This is a genomic window from Candidatus Cloacimonadota bacterium (assembly GCA_034661015.1).
Lineage (GTDB): Bacteria > Cloacimonadota > Cloacimonadia > JGIOTU-2 > JGIOTU-2 > JAYEKN01.
On the sequence record JAYEKN010000008.1, the window covers coordinates 3,661 to 7,092 of the forward strand.

At 35.8% G+C, this 3,432-nt stretch carries 3 protein-coding genes; 1 reads left to right on the forward strand and 2 read right to left on the reverse strand.

All coding sequences use genetic code 11. From position 1 onward, the window contains the following. Nucleotides 1-319: 319 nt before the first annotated feature. A complete protein-coding gene (gene kdsB, locus U9P79_00250) occupies nucleotides 320-1,039 on the forward strand; it encodes a 3-deoxy-manno-octulosonate cytidylyltransferase (protein MEA2103064.1) in 720 nt (239 codons plus the stop codon). A 69-nt stretch (nucleotides 1,040-1,108) separates the two neighbouring features. On the opposite strand, the gene U9P79_00255 is transcribed toward kdsB, so the two are convergent. Together U9P79_00255 and U9P79_00260 are read right to left on the reverse strand one after the other, a co-directional pair. Beyond that, nucleotides 1,109-1,774 carry a response regulator gene (locus U9P79_00255; protein ID MEA2103065.1) on the reverse strand — a complete coding sequence of 222 codons (666 nt, stop codon included), beginning with the start codon at nucleotides 1,772-1,774 and terminating at the stop codon, nucleotides 1,109-1,111. Nucleotides 1,775-1,794: 20 nt separating this feature from the next. After that, the gene (locus U9P79_00260; protein ID MEA2103066.1) at nucleotides 1,795-2,859 is read right to left on the reverse strand and encodes a hypothetical protein; all 1,065 of its coding nucleotides are present in this window, start codon (nucleotides 2,857-2,859) and stop codon (nucleotides 1,795-1,797) included. Between the last annotated feature and the right edge of the window lie 573 nt (nucleotides 2,860-3,432).

Genomic DNA, 3,432 nt, shown 5'->3' on the forward strand with positions numbered 1-3,432 from the left:
TTGAAAAAATATTTACCCCAACAATCGAAAAGAATAATGAAATCATCATAGGTGAACCTGAAGAAATGGCTGAAAAACTTGTTGAAAAATTAAAGGAAATTAGAAATTAAATCAATTAGAGTCTATCCGTAAACTCGCATTTTTGCAATAATTCTCCGCAGGTGATTCGACGCAGATAAACACTGATTATGCTGATAAACACTGATACTACACTTTTTATAATTAAATTTTTATCTTGCGTAAATCATTTTTTTCAGTGTTGATCTGTGTCGAATCTATACTTTACGGACAGACACGAATTATACAACAACCGAAAAAAATGAATAAGATAATCGTAATAATCCCGGCGAGATTTGCTTCGACCCGTTTACCTGGAAAACCTTTAAAAAAAATTGGTAATAGATCTCTAATTCAGAAAATTTACGAATCAGTGGCTGAAATGGAACTTTTTCATAAAATTATCGTTGTTACGGATGATGAGCGTATTTCAAAAGAGGTTAAAAATTTTGGTGGCGAGGTTTTTTTTTCAACCCAACCCCACTACTCGGGAACTGATAGAATCGCAGAAGTTGCCGAAAAAATTGATGCTGAAATTTTCATAAATATTCAGGCGGATGAAATTTTTATCACAAAAAATCCATTAGAGGAATTGATTACTGCCTTTCAAAAACAAGAGACTTCTGTCGCAACCCTAATTCATCCCCTCAATGCAAAAGATGATATTGAAAATCCAAATCAGGTGAAGGTTGTTTTCGATAAAAACGATTTTGCAATTTATTTTTCACGATATCCAATTCCATATAATCGCAATCAAGAAAATATTCAGCATTGGGGACACATTGGTGTTTATGCTTTCCGAAAAGATGCTTTGATGCAATTTGCCACACTTCCACAATCTTATTTGGAAAAAAGCGAAAAATTGGAACAATTGCGTCTTCTGGAAAATGGAATTAAAATTCGAGTTGTTAAAACGGATTATTTTTCTTTTGGGATTGATACACCGGAGGATCTGGAGCGAGCGAGAAAAATGTTGAATTAATGTCAAACATTTTTTAGTTTGAATTTGCACATTCCCTTATCTCCCCCCAAAAAAACCGAGATGCTTTTTCTATTTCCTTTTCTTGTTTTTATAGTAAATTTCAGGATAATATTTTTGCATACACTCCGGACAAACACCATGAGAAATATCCGCTTTTGAATGCGTTTCTACATAAGTATCTATTTTTACCCACTTTTCATCATCAATTCTTATTCTATGACAAAATGAACACATCGGCAAGAGCCCTTCCATAGTTTGAATTTTGTCCGTTGCCCCTTTTAATTCACTAATTTTATTTTGCAATTCCTTCTCAATCTCTTTTCTGGTACTTATCTCGTTTTTAAGTTTCTTTTTATAAATTTCCAGTGAGATCAGGCTTTTTAACAAACCTCTCAGTTTATAAATATTCACCGGTTTAGGTAGAAAAAATCTTATCCCTTTTTGATAGCATTTCTTAATAGTGTAATCCGATACATTACCCGATACAACCATAATTGAATACGGATCGGAAATTTGAGGATCAATTTTATCCAAAAATTCAATGCCGTTCATGATCGGCATTTTTAGATCAAGAATTATTGCAGTAGGTTCAATTTTTTCAATGAGTTGAAGTCCCTGCAATCCGTTTTCAGCAAAATATAATATATATTTTTCACGCCGGAGAGATCGTTGGATTGAATCTCGGACTTTTTCATCGTCATCAACGATTAATACTTTCGGTTTATTTTCTTTCATAGTATTCAATATTTTGGGAATTATGGTGAATATATCTCATAGGTTTCCCAAGCGATATTTTGCAGAAATAATCTATCACTTTCGGTAATAGAAGGATCGTTCACATAAGTTGCTCCGTAGGGATTATCATACCAGAAAAAGCAATAAAAGGTGCAACAGGTGAGATATGTTCCAAACACGTTCGGATGATTGCCATCCTGCATAAATAATTCCAATCCCGGATTCTCCTCTCTGGATTTTTGCCAAGCTCGAGCTACAGGGATAACAGGCGCATCGAGTAGTTCCCCAATATAATTGTAAGCAGCAGCTTGATATTCAATCATCTCATCAAAAACACCTCGAAAGGGCCAACTGAAGAAGAATGCGGTTTCTGCTCCAGCATTCGTGATAACAGAATCAAGCAAAATGGCATATTGATAAAACAATTCGGGATCATCCACAGGTCTTGAAGTCATTTCCTGCAATACCACCATATCCCAGTTTCCTTCTTCTATGGTTTGAATCGTTAAGGCATTACTATAATGTTGTTCCAACGTCCATCCTCCCCAAGTAACATTATCACAAAAAACGTCAAGAGTGGAATCAATTGAATTTGCTAAATTCATTGTATGAAGATCAACCCCGCCATTAAAATATGTAATACTATTGCCGATAAATAAAATCCGCTGCGGTAACTCGGGCAACAGGTTTCCCCAATTTACATATATTTCCAGGTTTCCCGTGAGAGGTACAAAAACCAACACGATCTCAACACTCGTAGTTTCGCCGGCTATCACTTCTGCAGAACCTGAACCGATAGCAATCAAATCATCCCCATCATAAACTTCCACTGTAATTTGATAAATACCCGGTTCCAGATTGGTTATAGTACCGGATGCAGTTGAGTCTTCGATTGTCAGATACAAACTGGTAATGAAATCATCCTTTGTAACGGTTACTCTTACCTGCGTTACATTAAAACCTTGATCATATGCCGGTTGTAGGGAAAATGATAAAGGTATTTCTCCTGTTTCGGAAGAATCGGTTACATTATGATCACATGACAGAAAAAGCAGTAATGACAATCCTAAGATTAATTTTATCAATTTAATAATACACCTCCAAAATTTGAGTTACATAATAATCCATTTTATATTTTCGCATTTTCACATTCCTTTCGGATACTATTTTCAATGATTTTATTATTTGGCAATAGCTTTGTTGTGGGAAAAGAATTTTCGTCAAGGTTTTTAAGAACATTCCTCAAATTTATAAGAAGTCGCACCTACGGTGCTTTGATTTGTTTTTTCCCGCTATCCGATGGTTAACACCAGCGGCTACAAAGATTTCGCACTGCTGGTGCTTATTGCAATTTTTTACTTGTTTAACTTCGGAGGAGCGTCATATTTGAAGCCGAATTCGAACACCCATCTTTGCGAAAGTTAAAAAAACTTTGGGAAAATCTTTTTATTCCCAAAGTTTTCACTTTCGCAAAGATGAAACATCCCGAGAGTCGAGATTTGCGAGTTGCGAGGGGGTAAACCCCCACGCTGAATCGAAAAAAGAATGCTGAAGCATTCTCTGGTGGGAATAGCACCGGAGGTGCGAAATATTTGTAGCATAAGGCGTCAGCCTTATGTAAAAAGTAACAAAAGTGCAATAGCACCAGAGGTGCGACA

Coding starts and splice junctions, on each gene's coding strand:
- kdsB (MEA2103064.1), top strand. CDS start 320: ATGAATAAGATAATCGTAATAATCCCGGCGAGATTTGCTTCGACCCGT.
- U9P79_00255 (MEA2103065.1), bottom strand. CDS start 1,774: ATGAAAGAAAATAAACCGAAAGTATTAATCGTTGATGACGATGAAAAA.